The sequence below is a fragment of the Undibacterium sp. GW821-FHT11B02 genome (genome assembly GCF_058808955.1).
Genome location: NZ_JBXASD010000002.1, coordinates 258,370 through 277,736, shown reverse-complemented (window position 1 = coordinate 277,736; position 19,367 = coordinate 258,370). Strand labels below are relative to the sequence as shown.

Annotated in this window: 16 protein-coding genes; 11 read left to right on the top strand and 5 right to left on the bottom strand. The window is 53.2% G+C overall.

Annotated features, from left to right (window positions below; all coding sequences use genetic code 11):
* The first annotated feature begins 118 nt into the window (after positions 1-118).
* The gene (locus AC1RVX_RS04495) at positions 119-5,707 is read left to right on the top strand and encodes a hypothetical protein (protein WP_493215382.1); all 5,589 of its coding nucleotides are present in this window, start codon (positions 119-121) and stop codon (positions 5,705-5,707) included.
* 256 nt (positions 5,708-5,963) lie between these two features.
* A complete protein-coding gene (locus tag AC1RVX_RS04490; RefSeq protein ID WP_493215381.1) occupies positions 5,964-6,398 on the top strand; it encodes a hypothetical protein in 435 nt (144 codons plus the stop codon).
* A 17-nt stretch (positions 6,399-6,415) separates the two neighbouring features.
* Here the strand turns inward: AC1RVX_RS04490 and AC1RVX_RS04485 are convergent, their stop codons facing one another.
* Together AC1RVX_RS04485 and ompR are read right to left on the bottom strand one after the other, a co-directional pair.
* Positions 6,416-7,777 carry an ATP-binding protein gene (locus AC1RVX_RS04485; RefSeq protein WP_493215380.1) on the bottom strand — a complete coding sequence of 454 codons (1,362 nt, stop codon included), beginning with the start codon at positions 7,775-7,777 and terminating at the stop codon, positions 6,416-6,418.
* A gap of 55 nt (positions 7,778-7,832) precedes the next feature.
* Complete coding sequence (ompR, locus tag AC1RVX_RS04480) at positions 7,833-8,600, bottom strand: osmolarity response regulator transcription factor OmpR (RefSeq protein ID WP_493215379.1); 768 nt, start codon at positions 8,598-8,600, stop codon at positions 7,833-7,835.
* A 253-nt stretch (positions 8,601-8,853) separates the two neighbouring features.
* Here ompR and AC1RVX_RS04475 point away from each other — a divergent pair, with 253 nt between their 5' ends.
* The gene (locus AC1RVX_RS04475; protein ID WP_493215378.1) at positions 8,854-9,228 is read left to right on the top strand and encodes a hypothetical protein; all 375 of its coding nucleotides are present in this window, start codon (positions 8,854-8,856) and stop codon (positions 9,226-9,228) included.
* 33 nt (positions 9,229-9,261) lie between these two features.
* Here AC1RVX_RS04475 and smpB read toward each other — a convergent pair whose 3' ends face one another.
* Positions 9,262-9,711 carry an SsrA-binding protein SmpB gene (gene smpB / locus AC1RVX_RS04470; protein WP_493215377.1) on the bottom strand — a complete coding sequence of 150 codons (450 nt, stop codon included), beginning with the start codon at positions 9,709-9,711 and terminating at the stop codon, positions 9,262-9,264.
* A gap of 111 nt (positions 9,712-9,822) precedes the next feature.
* On the opposite strand from smpB, the gene AC1RVX_RS04465 reads away from it, so the two are divergent.
* Positions 9,823-10,254, top strand: a complete 432-nt coding sequence (locus AC1RVX_RS04465; protein WP_493215376.1) for a type II toxin-antitoxin system RatA family toxin — start codon at positions 9,823-9,825, stop codon at positions 10,252-10,254.
* On the top strand, positions 10,247-10,543 hold the full coding sequence (locus tag AC1RVX_RS04460; protein WP_493215375.1) for an RnfH family protein: 297 nt from the start codon (positions 10,247-10,249) through the stop codon (positions 10,541-10,543). The genes AC1RVX_RS04465 and AC1RVX_RS04460 overlap by 8 nt, the downstream gene beginning before the upstream one ends.
* A 37-nt stretch (positions 10,544-10,580) precedes the next feature.
* Here AC1RVX_RS04460 and AC1RVX_RS04455 read toward each other — a convergent pair whose 3' ends face one another.
* Entirely contained in the window at positions 10,581-11,078 is a 498-nt protein-coding gene (locus AC1RVX_RS04455; RefSeq protein WP_493215374.1) for a DUF4124 domain-containing protein, read from the bottom strand.
* A gap of 105 nt (positions 11,079-11,183) precedes the next feature.
* Here AC1RVX_RS04455 and guaB point away from each other — a divergent pair, with 105 nt between their 5' ends.
* The 3 genes from guaB to guaA are packed head-to-tail and all read left to right on the top strand — an operon-like array spanning position 11,184 to position 15,327.
* On the top strand, positions 11,184-12,644 hold the full coding sequence (guaB, locus tag AC1RVX_RS04450) for an IMP dehydrogenase (protein WP_493215373.1): 1,461 nt from the start codon (positions 11,184-11,186) through the stop codon (positions 12,642-12,644).
* Between the two features lie 37 nt (positions 12,645-12,681).
* The gene (locus AC1RVX_RS04445; RefSeq protein ID WP_493215372.1) at positions 12,682-13,731 is read left to right on the top strand and encodes a GGDEF domain-containing protein; all 1,050 of its coding nucleotides are present in this window, start codon (positions 12,682-12,684) and stop codon (positions 13,729-13,731) included.
* A gap of 3 nt (positions 13,732-13,734) precedes the next feature.
* Complete coding sequence (gene guaA, locus AC1RVX_RS04440) at positions 13,735-15,327, top strand: glutamine-hydrolyzing GMP synthase (RefSeq protein ID WP_493215371.1); 1,593 nt, start codon at positions 13,735-13,737, stop codon at positions 15,325-15,327.
* A gap of 232 nt (positions 15,328-15,559) precedes the next feature.
* Here the strand turns inward: guaA and AC1RVX_RS04435 are convergent, their stop codons facing one another.
* Positions 15,560-16,213 (bottom strand): TetR/AcrR family transcriptional regulator, encoded by a 654-nt coding sequence (locus AC1RVX_RS04435; RefSeq protein ID WP_493215370.1) that lies wholly within the window; start codon positions 16,211-16,213, stop codon positions 15,560-15,562.
* Between the two features lie 106 nt (positions 16,214-16,319).
* On the opposite strand from AC1RVX_RS04435, the gene AC1RVX_RS04430 reads away from it, so the two are divergent.
* From AC1RVX_RS04430 to AC1RVX_RS04420, 3 genes are read left to right on the top strand one after another with little or no spacing between them, the layout of a single operon-like run.
* Entirely contained in the window at positions 16,320-17,213 is an 894-nt protein-coding gene (locus tag AC1RVX_RS04430) for an NAD(P)/FAD-dependent oxidoreductase (protein ID WP_493215369.1), read from the top strand.
* A 10-nt stretch (positions 17,214-17,223) separates the two neighbouring features.
* The gene (locus AC1RVX_RS04425) at positions 17,224-18,093 is read left to right on the top strand and encodes an alpha/beta fold hydrolase (protein WP_493215368.1); all 870 of its coding nucleotides are present in this window, start codon (positions 17,224-17,226) and stop codon (positions 18,091-18,093) included.
* Positions 18,094-18,134: 41 nt separating this feature from the next.
* Positions 18,135-18,998: a class I SAM-dependent methyltransferase gene (locus tag AC1RVX_RS04420; protein WP_493215367.1), complete on the top strand. Its 864-nt coding sequence runs from the start codon at positions 18,135-18,137 to the stop codon at positions 18,996-18,998.
* Positions 18,999-19,367 lie beyond the last annotated feature (369 nt).

Below are 19,367 nucleotides of genomic sequence, written 5' to 3'. Positions count from 1 at the left end.
TTTTCCACTTCTGCTCCGGTCATCGTCAGTTTTTTCTTCATTGATAATTCAGGTTAAGAAGTTCCGGCATGGCAGGGCCCGCGATGACGGCGAACGACTATCAAATCAGGAGTGCAGAATGGACAGCAATCAAGCCTTGTTAAATAAATTATCTTTGGGAGATTACTCCCTCGATCGCCATGGCGACCGTAAAGACGATTATTTGCCACCGGAAGAGGCAATTGAGTCCAATGTCCGCATCGACGTGAAGGGTATTCGTGAAGCCATTGCGCGGGTAGAAGCAGAAGCACGTGCCACCGTAGCCGCCGAAACCAGGCTGAAAGCAGAAACCCAGGCCCGGGCATTGGCAGAAACCAGGGCGCAGGCCGAAGCCGAAGCGGCAGAGCTTGCCCAGCGCAAACTGGCGCTGGAACAGGAAGCCGCTGTCGGTACCCAAGCAAAACTGATGGCAGAGCGCCAGTCAAATGCCGCCAGCCAGGCGCGTATTGCCGCCACCGCAGAAGAAACCCGGAACTTGCAGGAGAGGGCGCAGATGGAAGCCCGTGCCCGTGAACAATCCGAACTGCGTTCAAAAATGGAACAGCAGGCCATGGAAAAGGCCGAGAAACAATACAAGGCTGAATCCGAACTTGCTTCCCAGGCACATGCCGAAGCACAAAAACTGGCAACACAAACTACCAATGCCAGGAACTGGGCTGCCGAACGTTTCGCCGCATCACAATCCGCCCGTCAACAGGCCGAAGAGCGTGCCCGCGCCGATGCACGCATTGCTGAACTGGCACGCGAGCGCGAAAAACAGGAAAGGGAAGCACGCGAAACATCAGAAATGCTGGCCAAGGTACGCAGCGAATCCCTGCAAGTGAACAAGGAACGTGATCAGGCCGAAGCCATGGCATTGGAATATGCGATCAACCGTGCCCCGGTTGAAGTGCGTGCCCGTGAAGATGCCTTGACCCGTGTTGCATTAGAGCAAGAACAAGAAGCCATCGCCCATGCCCGCATGGAATCTGAAAGAAGGGCGGCTGAAGCGATACAACTGCGTATGCAGTCGGAAGAAGAATTGCGTATCGCTGCTGCTCGCCGTGAACAGGCTGAAATGATCGCTGCGACCACGGCCCAAGCCAGACGCGATGCCGAAGACAAAATCCGCATGGTGACTGAATCCCGCATTCGTGCCGAACGTGATCTGCAATCGACCGCCATGAGCCGTATCGAAAACGAACAACAGGCTGCATTGCAAGCACGTGCACGGCAGGAGGCTGAAGCAGCCTTGTCGGAGGAAGCGCGTCAACGTCGTCTGGCGGAGAAGGAAGCAACTGAAATCGCACGCCAGCGCACGGTTGAAGAACAGCGTGCTGCCAAACTTGCGCAAGAACGTGTGGAAATAGAACGCGTTGCCGTGCAAGAAGCACGTGAACAGGCTGATTCCGAACAACAGGCGCTGAGTGCCAGTGCTTTTCAGGCTGAACTTTTGAAACGGGCCAACCTGGCATCGGCAGAAAAGGCAAAAAAAGCCAAGGAATTGATGCTGGCTGAAAAAATGCGGGTAGAAGCAGAGCAAAAAGCTGCGGCTGCCTTGCAGGAAAAACTCGATGCTGAACGTAAGAAGACGGAAGAAGCCGAAGCAATGGCAAAGGCCGATCAGTCACATGCCGAATTGTTGCGTCTGCAAGAGCAGGCAGAACATGCACGTCGTGTAGCCCAGGAATCAGAATGTGTTGCAGAAAAACTGAGCCTGGAAAAAACCATGGAGCAGGTGGAATTGCAGCAAAAAATGGCGGCAGCTGCTGCCAGGAAAAATCACGATGCGACTGAGTGTCTGCGCGTCCAACAGCAACGCACTAATGATGAGGTGAAAGCGATGGAACTTCAGGAAGAAAAATTACAGGCAGAACGTCGCCGTGCCCAGGCAGTGCAGCAAGTGCTGAAAGCGACCCAGGAAAAACTGCTGCTGGAACAGGCGGCAGAACAAGAAGCGGAATCAAGGCTGCGTGCAGAAGAAGAGGCCATGGCAATCGCCATCGCCAAAGAGCAGGCAGAGCGCGAAGAAAGGCTGGCACTGGAAGCCACTCTGGAAGCAGAAAAATCTGCCTTGGAACAGACCGAATTGCAAAAAGAAACACAATGCAAGGCAGCAAAAGTTGCTTTGCTGAAAAGCCATCAGGCCACAGAAATGGCGCGTGCCGAGCAAATGCACCTGGAAGCTGAAAAACAGGCGGCAAGGGCCGCACAGGAAAAACTTGAAGCAGAAAAGTCCGCCGCCGAACAAGTTTTTGCCCGTGCACATGCCGACCGTGAACACGTCAATGTCTTGAATGCACGCCAGCAGCAAGAAGCCGAAGCACGTGCAGCACGTCAGACCATGATTGCAGCAGAGCAAGTGCGCCTGCAAAAAATGCAGGAACACGCAGAGCTGCAAAAACAATCCGCTGTGCTGGCGCAAAGCAAGGCGGTGGAAGCAGAAGAATTGGGCAAGACCCTGAGACTGCGTGCCGAATCCGAACAAAAAGCGCTGACTCTGGTGCAAGAAAAACTGGTGGCAGAAAAACGCCTGACTGCAGAATTGCAAGCCAAGGCCGTGGTAGAGCAAGAACAGCGCGACCAGCACCTGGCCAGACTGCAATCCGAACAAGCCTTGCGTACCGCCATGGAAGCCAAGGTCGCAGAAGAGAAAAAACTGCTGGAACAAAATAATGAACAAGCCAAGGCTGAGCAACAAGCCGCCGCAGCAGCGAGCGCCCGCGTAAAGGCAGCCACGCAATTGGCAAAGCTGGAACAGGAAAAAGCCAAATCTCAACAACAGGCAGCACAAGCACTGGAAGAACAAGCCAGGCTGGAAAAGCAAAAGGCAGAAGCCGCACTGGCAGAAGCACAGGCCGCTGCAGAAAAACTGGAATCAGAAAAAATCGCCGCTGCCGCAGCAACTGCCAGGGCAACTGCAGAACAGCAACATGCCCAGGCTGCAGCCGTTCGTGCCAGGGCCGAGCAAGAAGCCAAAGAAATGGCTGCTGCTAAACTACAGGCAGAACAGGCATTACAAGTTCAGGCGCAAGCCTATGCTGCCAGCCAGCATCGTGCTCATGAACTGGTGGTAGAAAAGAACCGTAAAGTTGCCGAACTGGATCAGGTATTGCAACAACGTCTGGCAGATGATCAATCCTTGCTGGAAAATACAGAAGCAAAATTGCTGGCTGAACAAGACGCGCATCAGCAAGTGCAAAGCCGTCTGGCCAGCGAAAGCGAGGCGCGTCAGTTTGCCGAAGCCCGTGCCCGTGCAGAACAGATTATCCGCGCCGCTACAGAAGCGACCCTGGCATCAGAAAAAGCCCTGTTCCAGGAACTGGCTGCCCATGCTGATGCACAAAAACTGGTGGCAGAACTGCTGGCACAACGTCTGCAACAAGAGCAAGAATTGCTTGCTACTCAGCAATTGCGCGCTGATGCCGAGCAAGCCGTACTCGCCAGCCTGACTGCCAAGCAACAGGCAGAACTGGCCGCTGCGACCGAAGCTCAGGCTCGCCTGGCCGCAGAACAGGAACAATGCAAGCTGATAGAAGCACGCAAGGCAGCGGAAGCAGAAGCCCGCCAGTTGGCAGAAAAATTCAATGAAACAGAAAAACAATGGCTGGCACAATCGGCTGAAGAAGCACTGATCAAACGCCAGGCCGCCGCCGCACTGGAAGAAAAATCTGCACTGTTGCTGGAACTGAGCCGTGCAGGGCAAGAAAAGATCGCAACTGAACAAAAAATCAGTGCCGAATTGCAAGCCAAACTGGAACAGGAAGAAGTCGCAGAAGTTGCGCTGCAAGCCAAGCTTGATACTGAACGTCAATTAGCAGAAGCCGCTGCAGCGCGTGCCACCAAAGAACAGCAGGCATTGGAAGCTGCTTTGCGCATTGCGAACGCCGAGCAAGCTTTGCTCTCTCGTTCCATAGAACACGCCGAAGCCCAACGCATGGCCGCCGAAGCCACAGAAACCAGATTGCGCGAAGCAGAAGCGCTGACAGTTACTGAAAATCACCGCGCAGCCTGTGAACTGGAAGCCCTGAGCCTGGTTCAGCAAAAACTGGCAACCGAACAAAAAGCAGCGCAAGAAGCGGAACAACGCAAGCTGGCAGAACAGGAATACCTGAGCCTGTGTGAAATCCGCGCCAATGCAGAACAGGATGCAAATGTCGCCATTCAGGCCAGATTGCAAAGCGAAAAAGAAGCGGCAGAACTGGCTAATGCATTGGCTGTTTCTGAACAGCAGGCAACCGAACTGGCACAGACCCGTGCCGTCGAATTGTTTGAATTGCAGCAGGCGGAGCAGCAACGTGCAGCGCTGGAACAGCTTGAAATCATCGCTATCCAGCAACAGAAACAGGTGGAAATGGATAGCCTGCAATTGAAACAGGAAGCCTTGCGCCTGATCGAAGACAAAATGGAAGCTGAACGCCTGGTCATGATGGCGTCGGAAGAGCGCGTTAAGCTGGAAGCCGAACTTGCAGAGCAAAGCGCACAAAGAGCCGAGCAACTGATCATCGCCAACGCCATCGAACAGGAAAAACTGGCACTGGAACGTGAAGTGGCTGCTGCCACAGCATTGCAAATTGCCAATGATGAAGAAATCCTGCCAGCATTGCGTGCAAAATTGCTGGAAGAAAGCCAGATTGAAACACTGGAAGCACAACGACTGGAACAAGAGCAGGCATTGGTAGCAGCCATCGCTGAACGCGTTGCGCAAGAACAGGCTTTGCAAGCGCAACTGGAGCAACAACTGGCCGCCGAAGCTGCATTGCAGGAAGAATTCCAGTGTCAGGTGGAAGCTGCACAGGCACAGACACAGGCAAAAGAACAGGAATTGGCCATCGCCAAAACCCAACGCCTGGAACAAGAGCAAGCTTTGCAAGCACAGCTGGAACAACAATTGACAGCAGAAGCCGAATTGCAAGCCACATTGCAAGCAGAGCTGCAGCGTCAAGTCGAAGCTGCACAGGCACAAACCCGGGCAAAAGAGCAAGAGCTGGCAACAGCGATGGCAAAACGTCTGGAAGAAGAGCAAGCCTTGCAGGCTCAACTGGATCAGCAAGTCGCAGCAGAGCAGGAGTTGCAAGCCATGTTGCAGGCTCGTGGCCAGGAAGAAGCGCAAGCCCAGGCATTGATTGCCCAGGCACTGGCATCTGCCAAAGCATGGCAAGAGCAAAATGTTTTGCAGATCCAGCAGCACCAAGATGAATTGCAGGCAGAAGCAGAATTGGCCAAACAAACACTGGAAGCTGAACATCAGGAAGCAGAACAACTGGCGCAGGCATTGATCACCAAACTGCTCAACAACAGACACCAGTCAGCAGAATGGCGTCAGCAAGTCGAGCAAATTCTGGCGACTGCACCAATCGACGTGGCATACGATGCACAGGCACAACAACAGGAAGAAGTACAAAAACGCTTCCGCCTGCGCCCAGCGGTGATTGCTGGCCTGATACTGTGCGCTGGTATCGCCGGGTTTGCCAGTTTCAGCAATGTTGGTGTTGCCGGCACAGCTTCAAGGACTGTGACACAGAAGACTGCAGCTCTTGGACAATTGGCACCGGTAGCAACACAAAAGCTGGAATCAGGCATGCATATGAGTTATGAACTGAGCGCACCACAAACCGAAACACCGGCGCAGGCTGAAGAAAAAAGCAAGCCTGCTACCCAATTGGCCATGGTGACTGGTCGCATGTAAAACAGAGATCGTTGATTGATTCAGTAGTAGTGAAAAATCCCGGGCAACCGGGATTTTTTCATTTTAGGCAAGGTACGTTCAGCACCCACGACGCAACCTGTCGTGTTGTTTGCAACGAGCCAATATTTTTTTGTGTCATTGATTGTGTGGTAATAAATTGATCTACAATTTGTTATGGTCAAAATGCATGAAATAGGGGCAATAAAATGTGTCAGGCCATCAATAAATACCGATACCAACACCATTCCATATTTTTATGAAACTCATCACGATTGTCATCGCTGCCGCGATCTACTTCATTTCGCCTACAAGTCATGCCTCAGCACAGCAGAAATGGGATGAATGTATTGAACGGCAATTAAAAACACCACGGGGCAAACTCCTGCAAAAGGAATTCGGACGAAACGACGTGGAACAATTTGTTCTTATGAATTGTGGGACCGCTCCTCTCAAGAAAACCAAGAATAACAAGAAGACGCTGAGAACCAAAGATTGCGATGAGGTCTATAGACAAGCAACGGAAAATGCCTGCGAACACCCGCTAGATATGACCGGCGCTTCATTCAGATTTTTTATGACATTAAATGGGGACGTGTTTAACGGGGATACCTATCTTAAAGTGTGTAAAGAGATGGAGGAATCCGGAAGCTACGACAGAGTCAAGTTCGGCAAGCAGTTGTGTGGCGAGTAAAAGCTCCTCGTTGCACCTCAGATATCTTTGGCTTCCTGCAGCGCAATCACGATCACAAAGCCACCTTCCTGATGGTTGTAGATGCGCAGTTTGCCACCGTGGCGTTTGATGATGCGGTCAACAATCGCCAGGCCCAGGCCAGAGCCATTGGCCTGGCTGCGTGAGGCATCGCCACGGGTAAAGGGCTTTAGCAGACGTACCAGATCCTGATCTGCAACGCCCGCGCCGTGATCACGAAAACTGATCAATATGCTGTGCTTGCGGTCCTTGACTTTGCGTGAGCACTGTATGTCCAGGGTGGTGATTGGCGCGCCTGCAGTCTTGCCGTAGCGGCAGGCATTTTCTATCAGGTTGTTGAACAGTCGCCTGACTTCAATCATATTGCCATTGACGAACAGATCGGGAGTAATCGCAGTACGCAGGCGCAGGTATTGAAAACGTGAAGCTTCATCAATGATCTGTTGTAAAACCTCACTGAGGTTAATGGTTTCCAGTTCCACTTTGTCCAAAGGCTTGGCGTAATCGAGAAACTGGCCAATGATGGCATCCATCTGTTGCAGGTCGGATTGCATGCCGTTTCTGGATTCGGTACTCAGATTCGCCATTTCCACTTCCAGTTGCATACGTGCTAACGGGGTGCGCAAGTCATGTGAGATACCAGCCAGAATGATAGTGCGGTCAGCTTCTATCCTCGCCAAATCTTCGACCATGGTATTGAAACTTTGATTGGTTTCGCGGATTTCTTTTGGACCTTTTTGTGGCAAAGGTGGTGGTTGCTTGCCTTGTGCTATTGCGCGGGCGGCATTGCTAAGGCGTGACAGTGGATCATTGATCAGCTTGGAAATGACAGCTGCGCCTAACAAGGTCAGGAACAGGGTGGCCATGGCCCAACTAAATAATTGCAAACCTATGGGAGGGTCCAGCCGGTCCTGATCAAGGCGCAGCCAGTAATGATCGTCGTCAATATCAAAGCTGATCCAGAAACCGCTGACATCGTTTAGCTTGCTGGCAAAGCGGGTCTCAGCACCCAAACCTTTGAGCATGATGGCTTTGGATTCCTGGAAAAAGCTGGTGGCATCAGGTTCTTCGACCCGGTCATTGTCTTCCAGCAGGTAAATTCTTACACCTTCTTTGCTGGCCAGGTCGGACAGCAGTTGATGCCTTTTTTCTGGTGCCGAGTGGGTGAGGGCGGAGCGTGTAATGGTGACGATGGAGACAATCTGTGCAGCCATCTGCTGCGCTCTGGGGGTGGTTTCCAAAATGCGAAAATTGGCCATCCACGCCGTCATGCTGGCGGTGACGAGCAAGGCCAGCATGAAGAAGGTGCGCCAAAACAAACCGCTCTTAAGCCATTCCAGGCTGTTCAAATAAGAGTGCATTCAGTTTTGGCTTAAAAACAACAATAAAGAAACAAATGGTGGAAAGATTTGTAGCTTAATGTGACTGCCCATCTGGTATGAACACATAACCCAAGCCCCACACAGTCTGTATGTACAAGGGATTGCCAGGGTCAGGTTCTATCAGCTTGCGCAGACGTGAAATCTGAACATCCAGGCTACGGTCAAAGACTTCATACTCGCGGCCTCTGGCCAGTTCCATCAGCTTTTCACGCGACAGCGGTTGGCGCGCATGGCGCGCAAATACTTTCAATACCGAAAATTCGCCGGTAGTGAGGGCAATGTTTTCATTTTGTTTTTTCAGGGTGCGGGTTCCCAGATCGAGCACAAAATCACCAAAGGCAAAACTTTGCGGGCCTTCAGAAGGTGCACCCGGTAATTCATCCGGCGTTTTGCGGCGCAACACGGCGTTGATGCGGGCCACCAGTTCACGCGGGCTGAAAGGTTTTGGCAAGTAATCATCAGCACCCATTTCCAGTCCGATGATGCGGTCCACTTCTTCGCCCTTGGCGGTCAGCATGATGATCGGAGTTTTGTCGCCAGCACCGCGCAGACGGCGGCAGATTGCCAGACCATCTTCACCGGGCAACATCAGATCAAGTACCAGCATGTCGTAGCGCTCGCGTATCCACAGTTTATTCATGGCTTGAGCGTTCTCTGCACTGACTACCTGAAAGCCTTGTTCGGTCAGGTAGCGACGTAATAAATCGCGCAATCGCAGATCATCATCAACGACCAAAATTTTTGCCTTTGGGCTGTTGGACGTGTTGTTTGCGGAGTCTGGTGTGGGGGTCGTATTGGTCATGTGAATATAGTACTGTCATCGAGTAGGCTTGCAAACAGAATTACTTGTCTGGATTACAAACTGTTACATACTTTACGGAATACCACAGCGGAATTCGTACAGCTATCGTAAACTGAATTCAGTCAAATTGACTAGCCTGGAATGCAAGTTTGGGAATAAAATCAGCAAGGTTTTATCGTAGTATTTGTCAGGCTTCAATTCTTGCATCTTTTAATTAATTAACAGGCAATCGCTTTTAGCAAGCAACCAGGCAATGAATATACCGTACTTGAAAATTTCTGTCTTAATGTTGTCACTGTCATTGACGGCAGGAGCCATGGCGGATAATGGTCGGGCGAATAATGGCGGTGGATTCTGGAACCGGTTTAACGGTGGTAATGCTCAACATAAAGATAACCTTGCCCACAAGGAAGAATTACTGAACAAACAGCGTGAACGGCAGTTGAACAAAAAGCTTAATCAAAACCGTTTGCTTGATAACTGCAGTGATGCGCAGCATGATGGTGACCGTGCTTGTGGCCGTGCTGATGGCGCACAAAAACCCAATCGCCTGACCCCGGATGAGCGGCGCGCCCTGCGTCGCCAGATACAGGATGCAGGGCATGAACTGTATGCACCCATTCGTTGATCCAGCTAAATCAACTAAACCAGCTAAATAATTTTAGCGACGGTTTTGCTTCATGATTTTTTGTTGCTCGCGCTGCCAGTCTTTTTCTTTTTCTGTATCGCGCTTGTCATGCTGCTTTTTACCTTTGGCCAGGCCGATCTGACATTTGATGCGCCCCTTACTGAAATGCAGGTTCAGCGGCACCATGGTGTAGCCGGAACGTTCAACTTTACCTATCAGTTTGCTAATTTCTGCTGCATTTAACAATAATTTACGTGTTCTGACCGAATCGGGATGTATGTGGGTAGATGCAGTCGGCAGGGCACCAATATGGGCACCAAATAGAAAGATTTCGCCATTCTTGACGATGACGTACGCTTCTTTCAACTGTGCACGGCCAGCGCGTATGGCCTTGACTTCCCAGCCTTGCAGGACGACACCAGCTTCGAATTGCTCCTCGATAAAGTAATCGTGGAATGCTTTTTTATTATCAGCAATGCTCATGTGGGATAAAAATAGGTGATCTCAGGGTAAAGAAACAGTGGAATGCGTTTCGATCCCTGCAATGACTCGGTTAAAATGCGAACCTGTGATTCTACCAAATGGTTCTTCTTGATGGCAGTCGTGCATAAAACAGTTTTCGTGGCTTACAGTGCAGAGCAAATGTTCGCCCTGGTCGATGATGTCGAAAAATATCCGCAATTCCTGCCGTGGTGCGGCGAGGTGCATGTCGTCGAACGTACCGGGAATGAACTGGTTGCCACCCTTGCCATTAATTATCATGGTATCAAGCAGCAGTTTACAACGAAAAACAATAATCAGCGTCCCCACTTGATGCAAATGAATCTGGTCGAAGGACCTTTCAGGCAGTTATCTGGTTGCTGGAAGTTTACCGAGCTAAGAACAGACGCCTGCAAAATCGAATTTGACCTTAATTATGAATTTTCCAGTAAATTGCTGGAACATCTGATTGGCCCGGTGTTTTCCAAGATTGCCAACAGCTTCGTTGATTCTTTCTGTACCCGTGCCGAGGCATTATATGGTTGATAAGACAAATATGGTAGTGCAGGTTTGTTATGCCAGCGTATCCAAAGTCAGCCTGTTGGATGTAGAAATCAATACGCAGGCCACTCTGATGCAGGTGATACAGCAAAGTGGCATCATACAACTGCATCCAGAGATTGATATCAGCGTCTTTAAAGTGGGGGTTTTCGGTAAACTAAAAACTCTGGATGCCCATTTGCATCCAGGTGACAGGGTGGAAATTTACCGTCCATTGATTGCCGACCCTATGGAAGCACGTCGTCGGCGCGCAAAAAAACAGGCAAGCACATAACACGCCTGGCACACCGCTTACTTTTGCTATTGGTAACTTATTTGCAGTCTGCCAGAGATTTCTTGACGTCAGCCAGTTCCTGGCTGCGCTGGGCATCATCCATGAAACTGCGTTCACCATTTTTGTCCACATTGGCAATGCGGGTGCCAGATTCCAGGTTTTGTTGATAGGTGCGCGCACGCTCACAGTTTTTTGCTTTGGCAGCAGCAGTTTGCTTTTCATCTTCGGCTTTTTTATCTTTTTCCGCCTGTTCAGCTTTGCGTTTGTTGTAATCCTCATTTTTGTTGGCAGTAGTTGCCGGTTTTTGCAGCTTGCTTGCATCATCCGCAGCAGAGGCTGGTGCGGCATCTGTAGCCGGTACTGACTTGCCGCTCATATTTGGTGACTTGATGATTTTGTTTTTAGGTACCGAAATAGGTGGCGGCGTGTCTGAATATTGTTTGTTGCCTTTTTCATCCAGCCATACATACTGAGCATGTGCGGCGGCGCAGGCGAAACCAAGAACGAAGGGTAGGGCAATGCGTGAAATTAACATAAGTAGCTTTCTTAAAAAACACTTGATTATTCAAGAGTTTTACACGTAGCAAGACGATTCCGCAAGTTTTCTGTATAATTCGCTTTTGCGCCTATAGGAAATGCTATGCGTTTACTCCAAAAAGCACTCACGTTCGATGACGTGCTACTCGTCCCTGCATATTCGGACATACTCCCTAAAGATACCTCCCTTGCGACCAAATTGACGCGAAACATCAAGCTGAATATACCTTTGGTATCAGCTGCGATGGATACCGTCACGGAAGCCCGTCTGGCCATCGCCATGGCACAGGAAGGTGGTATCGGTATTATCCACAAAAACCTGACTGCCAAAGAGCAGGCTCGCGAAGTGGCCAAGGTGAAACGTTTTGAATCAGGTGTATTGCGTGATCCTATCACCATCCCGCCCGACACCAAGATTCGTGACGTGATCGCCCTGTCCCAGCAGCACGGCATCAGCGGTTTCCCGGTAGTTGAGGGCAAAGTGGTGGTCGGTATCATCACCAACCGTGATTTGCGCTTCGAAGAAGAATTGGACGCCGAAGCGCGTGCCAAAATGACACCGCGTGAAAAACTGGTATTCGTCAAAGAAGGTGCTGACCTGGCAGAAGCCAAGCGCCTGATGAACAAACACAGACTGGAACGTGTACTGGTTGTCAATGATGCATTTGAGTTGCGCGGTCTGATCACCGTAAAAGATATTCAAAAATCAACAGAACATCCCTTCGCCTCCAAAGATGAACAAGGCAAGCTGCGCGTTGGTGCTGCTGTCGGTGTGGGTGTGGACAATGAAGAGCGGATTGATTTGCTGGCCAAAGCTGGTGTTGATGTCATCGTCGTTGATACCGCACATGGTCATTCCAAAGGTGTGCTGGATCGCGTGCGTTGGGTAAAAACTAATTATCCTCATATTGAAGTCATTGGTGGCAATATTGCAACGGCAGCGGCTGCACTGGCGCTGGTAGAGCATGGTGCGGATGCTGTCAAGGTCGGTATCGGCCCTGGTTCCATCTGCACCACACGTATCGTGGCTGGTGTCGGCGTGCCACAAATTTCTGCTATTTCCAATGTTGCGAATGCACTCAAAGGCACTGGCGTCCCGTGTATCGCTGACGGTGGTGTGCGTTTCTCTGGTGACGTGTCCAAGGCATTGGCTGCTGGTGCATCCACAGTGATGATGGGTAGCATGTTTGCCGGTACCGAAGAAGCACCTGGCGAAGTCATCCTGTTCCAGGGCCGCAGCTATAAATCGTATCGTGGCATGGGTAGTCTGGGTGCGATGGCCGATGGCTCTGCAGACCGCTATTTCCAGGATGCCGCAAATAATGCTGACAAACTGGTACCTGAAGGTATTGAAGGTCGAGTACCTTACAAAGGCAGCGTATTGGCAATTTTGTACCAATTGGTGGGCGGTGTTCGTTCTTCCATGGGATATTGCGGTTGCGCGACGATTGACGATTTACATACCAAATCCGAATTTGTCGAGATCACATCAGCAGGTATGCGTGAATCGCATGTCCATGACGTACAAATCACAAAAGAGGCGCCCAATTACCGGGCTGACTGATGCGTATTTCCCGAATTGAAGGTACCAGGAGATTGGTATGTCAACGCCCCTAGATCGATCCAGTCCTACGACATCGGCGCGTGTCAATTCGGGATTCGAGCGTCTGGTTTCTGAAAAGATGGAAGTTCGTCTGGCGCGCTTCGAGCGTTTGGGCATCAACATGTTTGGGGTGGCAAACTGCTTTGTCAGTTTAGGTAATCTGTCAAAACGATTTGATTTTGCCGAACGTTCCATCACTAGCGTCGAAGCCATGTTTTGTGATGCCTTCAACTTCACCGATGATTTGGTGGAAATCCATGACTTGCGCTTACATGACGAATTGAGCAAGCATGGATTGGTGGCAGGTGCGCCGTTCTTGCGGTTTTTTGCTGGGCATCCAATTTATGACCATACCAATCAATTGATCGGTAGCGTCATGCTGGTTGATTACGAACCGCACACTCTGGGGGACGAAGAAAGACAGATTTTCAGTGACATTGCCGCCATGATAGAGCGTGAGCTGGCGTTTGATGTCCTGTACCAGAACCAGTTGGAAGTCATCAAGCAAAACCGCAGCCTCAAGCGAGATTCCCTGATCGACCCCTTGCTGGGAACCTGGAATAAAACAGCCATCATACGTTCGCTCAAGATAGAAATGGAACGCTGTGCCAAGGCAGAAAAACCCCTGGCCCTGCTGATCGCCAGCCTGGACCAGATGGAAGCTCTGCGCGAATCAGAAGGTATCGCCATCACCGATATGATGCTGGTCAAGACCGTCAGCCGTATCCGCTCTTGCGTACGTCCATTTGATGCCATGGGGCGGTTCGGCACCGACTTGCTGCTGGTTGTTTTGCCTGGTGCATCCCATCTGGTCGCCACTGCGGTTGCCGAAAGAATTCGCTCATCAGTCATGATGCATCCCGAAGTTGTAAATCAAAAAGAAACCTCGCTGACCATCAGTGCTGGCACCGCCTGCACTGATTTATTTCCGGATGCAGAACCGGAAACATTAATCAGCCTTGCAGAAAAAGCCCTGCTTTCAGCCAGAAATGCAGGAAACAATCGTGTTGTTCAGGCTATGCCTGCACAACCTGACATGATAATTTGAGTTATGCATTCTAAAATTCTTATCCTTGATTTTGGTTCACAGGTTACGCAACTGATCGCCCGTCGTGTGCGTGATGCAGGCGTTTTTTCTGAAGTACATCCTTATGATGTCAGCGATGAATTCATTCGCAACTATGGTGCCGCCGGCATTATCCTGTCTGGCGGCCCCAGCAGCGTGACCGAAGGCGATACCCCGCGTGCGCCGATGGCTGTGTTTGATGCTGGCGTGCCGGTACTTGGCATTTGCTACGGCATGCAGACCATGGCAGAACAGTTGGGTGGCAAGGTTGAAAATGGCCATGTGCGCGAATTTGGTTACGCCGAAGTCCGCGCCCGTGGCCACACAGCCCTGTTCAAAGACATCAACGACTTTGTCACGCCAGAAGGCCACGGCATGCTCAAGGTATGGATGAGCCATGGCGACAAAGTCAATGAAATGCCTGCAGGTTTTAAACTGATGGCATCCACAGACAATTGCCCCATCGCGGCAATGGCCGACGAAAAGCGTCGTTTTTACGCCGTACAATTCCATCCCGAAGTCACGCATACCCTGCAAGGCGAAGCCATACTTGGCCGTTTCGTGCATGAAATCTGCGGCTGCAAATCAGACTGGAACATGCCTGATTACATCGCTGAAGCCGTTGCCTCCATCCGTGCCCAGGTAGGGGACGATGAAGTCATCCTTGGCCTGTCCGGTGGTGTCGATAGCAGCGTTGCTGCCGCATTGATACACCGTGCCATAGGCGACAAGCTGACCTGTGTATTCGTTGATCACGGCTTGCTGCGTCTGGATGAAGGCAAGATGGTCATGGAAATGTTTGCCAACAACCTGGGTGTCAAAGTCATCCATGTTGACGCAACTGCCCAATTCATGGGCCACCTGGCCGGTGTAACTGACCCAGAAGCCAAACGCAAAATCATAGGCCGCGAATTTGTCGAAGTCTTCCAGGTAGAATCCGGCAAGCTGAGTAATGCCAAATGGCTGGCACAAGGCACAATTTACCCTGACGTCATCGAAAGTGCAGGCAAGGGTAAAAAAGGCTCACACACCATCAAGAGCCACCACAACGTAGGCGGCTTGCCAGATACCCTGAACCTGAAATTGCTGGAACCCCTGCGCGAATTGTTCAAGGACGAAGTACGCAAGCTGGGTGTGGCCCTTGGCCTGCCACACAGCATGGTGTACCGCCATCCTTTCCCTGGCCCTGGTCTGGGCGTGCGGATCCTGGGTGAAGTCAAGAAAGAATTTGCCGATTTGCTGCGCCGTGCCGATGCCATCTTCATCGAAGAATTGCGTAGCAATTACGTTGATCCGCAAGCAGAGAAGCCGCAAAGCTGGTACGACGCCACCAGCCAGGCCTTTGCCGTATTCTTGCCAGTTAAATCCGTCGGCGTAATGGGCGATGGCCGCACCTACGAATACGTGGTTGCCTTGCGCGCCGTACAAACCCAGGACTTCATGACAGCTCACTGGGCACATCTGCCACATGAGTTGCTGGGCAAAGTATCCAACCGCATCATTAATGAAGTGCGCGGTATCAACCGTGTCGTGTATGACATCTCAGGCAAGCCACCTGCGACGATTGAATGGGAATGATCCCGCATCAGGCATAGGCCTGCACTAAAGAACATTAAAGTACCTCTAAGCCCGCGTAAATGCGGGCTTTTTCGTTTTTAACCTAGCACTGTCTGGCAAATTTTCGCATCACCAAGCACCCCGTTTCTATGGCATGGTAGATGGTGCGATCTGACCCTGATGCCATGTTCAGCACTCGATTTGGAGTCCCAAAACACACGTTTTGGGGACACTTTTTTCCTCTCAAATTCCCCTAAGTGGTGGCGCCCGCATGGTCGTTGCCACCGTGCGCGGTGATGAACATGGCGACTGCCGACCGGCAATAGGATTCGATTTCGTTGTCGTCCTCTGCTCTCGCCTCATCGAAGCGTGCGATGATCAGGAGATCAGATCCTTTGAAAAGCGCGGCAAACAAGCGGGCGGACCGGAGAGGATCGGGCACGTGGAGAATCGCCTTCGCGTGCAACTGACGCAACAGGGCCTCGATTTGGGCAATGACATGGGCAGGCCCGGCTTCGTAATGGAGCTTGCTTAACGATTTTTGATTCGTCTTGTCGGCCAAGACCATGGCTTCGACACTGCGGACGTCCGGGCTCAACAGGGTGCGAAGCAGGGATGATCCCATCGCCATGAGCTGATCTTCAGCCGAACCGTTGGCACCCTCGAAAAGGGCTTGTGGTGCAAACGGATGACAATGGGCCGCCATGGCCGCGCTGAACAGAGCCTCCTTGTTCTCGAAGTGCCGATAGATGCTGAGCTTGGATATCTTCGCCCGCTGGGCGACCTTATCCATGGTCGTCGCTTGAAAACCCAATTCCACAAAGAGTTCGCAGGCGGCGTCGATTATCGTTTGGCGAAGTGCCTCGTTGGCGGGCCGGCCGCGCCGGCCTTGACTATTTTTGGTCACGATAATTCCAGTACTTGACAGTATTTAAATTCTTGAATTACTATACCACATAGTATCTTAAATGTGCAATCCAACCCGTTTCATCCACAACACGGAGCCCATCACCATGAATGACGTCATCATCATCGGCGGCAGCTTTGCCGGCCTCGCCGCCGCCCTGCAGCTCGGCCGTGCTCGCCGCAAGGTCATCGTTCTCGACACTGGCCGGCCGCGCAACCGCTTTGCCGGCCATTCGCATGGCTTGCTCGGCCACGATCACAAGCCACCGCTGGACATCCTGGCCGAGGCGCGGCAGCAGCTGGCGCGCTATCCGACGATCAGGCTGGTCAATGCCCGGGCCGAGAGTGTGTCTGGCGCAATCGACGATTTCTGCGTCGTCACTGACGATAGCGAAAGCCTAAGGGCACGTCGCCTGATCCTGAGCTATGGCGTCGTCGACCAGATGCCTGACGTCCCGGGCTTCGCCGAAGGCTGGGGCACATCCATTGTGCCTTGTCCCTATTGCGACGGCTACGAAGTCGCCGACAGGCATTGGGGCCTCGTCTGGTCCGGACCGCAGTCGCACAATCAGGTCAGGCTGTTCCACGATTGGACCGACAAGTTGACTGTCTTCGCCGATGGTCACGATATTACGCCCGAGATCCGGGCCGATTTGGCGCGCCGCAACTTACCTGTCGTTGACGGCAGGATCATCGAGATCGCCCATCACGGGGACCATAACGCCATCGTCAAGCTCGATACCGGCCCCAATGTCGCGGTCGACATTCTGTTCGCGCATCCGCGCAACAAGCCGTCCACAAGCCTGCATGAATCACTGGGCCTCGCTACGGTGGATACGCCCACCGGCATCGTCCTCAAAGTCGATGAGCGCCGCCAAACCAGCATGCCTGGCATCTACGCCGCCGGCGACCTCACGACGCCCTTCTTGCCCTCGGTCACCCAGGCATCATCGCAGGGCGCGATGGCGGGTATCTCCGCCCAGCAGTCGATGCTGGTGTGAGAAGACACACATGGAATTCGAACACGTCACCTTCGACCTGCCACACGGCACCTTTCACGCGCTGCAGGGTGGTGATCCCGATGGCCAACCGACGATCGTCTTGCACGGTTTCCCGGACCATCCGCCGACCGCGAAGCCCTTCCTTGCTGAACTCGGCCGCCGTGGACGCCGCGTTGTCGCCCCCTGGCTTCGCGGTTACGCGCCGTCCCCGACTGCGGGGCCGTTTGACTTCACGGCCATCACCAGCGACGTGCTCGCGCTGATCGACCTCTGGTCTCCGGGACGACCCGTGGAGTTGATTGGCCACGACTGGGGCGCCCTGATCACATATGATGCCTGCGTTACTGCGCCAGAGCGGATCGAACGCGCGGTCGCGCTCGCAATCCCTCATCCACTCACGTTCATGAGTCGGCTGACGCGCCCCGCTCAGCTACGCCGGAGCTGGTACATGGGGCTCTTTCAACTGCCAGGAAGCGGCTGGCTTGCCACCGCCCGCGATCTCGCCCTCATCGACCACCTTTGGCGTCAGTGGTCGCCCGGCTTCTCGCTCGATCCTGCGCTCAAGGCGGAGCTACACGAGCACCTACGGGCGAGCATGCCCGCGCCTCTAAAGTACTACCGGGCGATGCTGCAACCCGGCATGCTTGGGGCGACGCGCCGCATGTCTCATCCGATCGAGGTGCCCCTGCTGCAGCTTCACGGCGCCGACGACGGCTGCATCCTCCCCTTGCAGGTCGATGACCGACGTCGGTTCGCCGCCCCGCGCACGATGGAGGTGGTCCCCGACGCCGGCCACTTCCTGCACATCGAGGCCCCCGAGGTCATTGCGGAACGGATCGCGGCTTGGGGCCGAGTAGCGTCATTTCCCCTACCTCGATAAAAGGGTAGCTAGTTAAGAACGAATCAGAACAAGGAGATAGCATGACAGAGCAAAATACCTATCAGGTCGCCGACTGGAATGGCCAAAGCGGGGAGCGCTGGGTCGCCAACCAGGCCCGGCTCGACTCCATGGTGGCGGTGTTCGGCCAGGCCGCGATCGAAGCCGTCGCGCCCGCGACGGGCGAGCGCGTGCTGGATGTCGGCTGCGGCGCGGGCGAGTCGAGTCTGGCTCTGGCTGCCCGCGTCGGCGCAAGGGGGCAAGTGCTGGGCGTGGACATATCCGAAGCGCTGATCGGCCGAGCGCGCGCGCTTGCGCCACAGGATACGTCGGCCCTGTTCCAGATAGCCGACGCCAGCAGCGCCGAGCTGCCCGAGGGCGCGTTCGACATCCTGTTCTCGCGTTTCGGGGTGATGTTCTTCGCCGATCCGACAGGGGCGTTCGCCCACTTGCGACGCGCGCTCCGGCCAGGCGGGCGGGTCGCTTTCGTCTGCTGGCGCAGCGTGGCCGAGAACGATTGGATGCGCCTGCCGATTGGCGCGCTCAAGAGCATCGTCCCACTGACCGCGCTGCCCGATCCCGAAGCGCCCGGCCCATTTTCGTTCGGTGACCGGGGGCGGGTGGCGCGTATCCTGACGGCAGCTGGCTTCACCAATATCACTATCGCGCCCTTCGATGCTTCCGTCCCGTTCGGCGAGGGCGGGACGCGCGACGCAGCGATCGACGATGCGGTGAAGATGGCGCTCGAGGTCGGCCCGCTGTCGCGTGCGCTCGCTGATCAGCCCGACGACATCCGCGACCGCGCCTCGGCCGCGGTTCGTGCCGTCTTCGCGGGCCTCCCCGGTGAGCGGTCGGTGATGATCGACGGCGCGGCGTGGATCGTCAGCGCGCGCAATCCGGCAAGCTAACAGGGATTAACAGGGAAACGCCTCCGCTCGGTGGAGCGGGGGCGTCTTTGACCGGTCAGATTAATGTCTTTTCTGGCTTGGAAGCCGCCAATAGCGAGCTAGAGGCTTTGATGGCGGGGGCCAGCGTTTGCACGACACTCGAAAGCCCCGGGACACGTGTGCAGCGTACGTAAAAATCCTTTTCCTGAGGACACTCCCGCATGGTGGCTGGTGATGGAAGTATCGGGAGACACTGGTACTGCAAACGGCTTAGCATGCTTTATTTTCGTTTTCTGAGGCGACTCTTTATAACCGAGTGGGAATGATTTAGGTCTGGCAACTGAAAGTACGAAACATCCCTAAAGCCCGCGTCGTCGCTGGCTTTTTGTA

Excerpts from the sequence above, each read along its gene's own strand:
- AC1RVX_RS04495 (WP_493215382.1), top strand. The coding sequence starts at position 119 with ATGGACAGCAATCAAGCCTTGTTAAATAAATTATCTTTGGGAGATTAC.
- AC1RVX_RS04490 (WP_493215381.1), top strand. The coding sequence starts at position 5,964 with ATGAAACTCATCACGATTGTCATCGCTGCCGCGATCTACTTCATTTCG.
- AC1RVX_RS04485 (WP_493215380.1), bottom strand. The coding sequence starts at position 7,777 with ATGCACTCTTATTTGAACAGCCTGGAATGGCTTAAGAGCGGTTTGTTT.
- ompR (WP_493215379.1), bottom strand. The coding sequence starts at position 8,600 with ATGACCAATACGACCCCCACACCAGACTCCGCAAACAACACGTCCAAC.
- AC1RVX_RS04475 (WP_493215378.1), top strand. The coding sequence starts at position 8,854 with ATGAATATACCGTACTTGAAAATTTCTGTCTTAATGTTGTCACTGTCA.
- smpB (WP_493215377.1), bottom strand. The coding sequence starts at position 9,711 with ATGAGCATTGCTGATAATAAAAAAGCATTCCACGATTACTTTATCGAG.
- AC1RVX_RS04465 (WP_493215376.1), top strand. The coding sequence starts at position 9,823 with ATGGCAGTCGTGCATAAAACAGTTTTCGTGGCTTACAGTGCAGAGCAA.
- AC1RVX_RS04460 (WP_493215375.1), top strand. The coding sequence starts at position 10,247 with ATGGTTGATAAGACAAATATGGTAGTGCAGGTTTGTTATGCCAGCGTA.
- AC1RVX_RS04455 (WP_493215374.1), bottom strand. The coding sequence starts at position 11,078 with ATGTTAATTTCACGCATTGCCCTACCCTTCGTTCTTGGTTTCGCCTGC.
- guaB (WP_493215373.1), top strand. The coding sequence starts at position 11,184 with ATGCGTTTACTCCAAAAAGCACTCACGTTCGATGACGTGCTACTCGTC.
- AC1RVX_RS04445 (WP_493215372.1), top strand. The coding sequence starts at position 12,682 with ATGTCAACGCCCCTAGATCGATCCAGTCCTACGACATCGGCGCGTGTC.
- guaA (WP_493215371.1), top strand. The coding sequence starts at position 13,735 with ATGCATTCTAAAATTCTTATCCTTGATTTTGGTTCACAGGTTACGCAA.
- AC1RVX_RS04430 (WP_493215369.1), top strand. The coding sequence starts at position 16,320 with ATGAATGACGTCATCATCATCGGCGGCAGCTTTGCCGGCCTCGCCGCC.
- AC1RVX_RS04425 (WP_493215368.1), top strand. The coding sequence starts at position 17,224 with ATGGAATTCGAACACGTCACCTTCGACCTGCCACACGGCACCTTTCAC.
- AC1RVX_RS04420 (WP_493215367.1), top strand. The coding sequence starts at position 18,135 with ATGACAGAGCAAAATACCTATCAGGTCGCCGACTGGAATGGCCAAAGC.